At 43.3% G+C, this 390-nt stretch carries 1 protein-coding gene; it reads right to left on the reverse strand.

What is annotated here, in order from left to right:
• Positions 1-42 precede the first annotated feature (42 nt).
• A partial coding sequence (locus HJY11_RS13345; protein ID WP_208076436.1) for an Ldh family oxidoreductase occupies positions 43-390 on the reverse strand: 348 nt, incomplete at its 5' end.

A 390-nucleotide genomic window follows, 5' to 3' on the forward strand; every position in this document is an offset into this window, starting at 1 on the left:
TGCCCTTTTTTACTACTGTCTTTAACATTCTTCGTATCTCTCCTATTCTGCAAATCTGTTTTTATGATCGTAACGATTATAGTGAATATCATCACTCTTGAGATATTTGTAGATGGAATCCACAATCTCGATTCCACCTGCCTCGTACGCTTTCTTCTTTCTCATTACCGCACGCTCGCCCGGATAGTATACTTTATCATATCCTTCCGCCGTCGGCATCGCATTTAATTCGTCGCAGGTAGCGGACATATTTTTCTTAAATGTCTCCAGTCCTACGAAGCGGTTCGGATCCATAACAATATGCATCTGTCCAAGCTCTCTTCCCTTGGAGCAATCGTGGTACATGGAGCTGACATGTTTGCCAAATGGTACTCCCGTCAGGATTCCTGA

The organism is Bittarella massiliensis (ex Durand et al. 2017) (genome assembly GCF_017566145.1).
Lineage (GTDB): Bacteria > Bacillota > Clostridia > Oscillospirales > Ruminococcaceae > Bittarella > Bittarella massiliensis_A.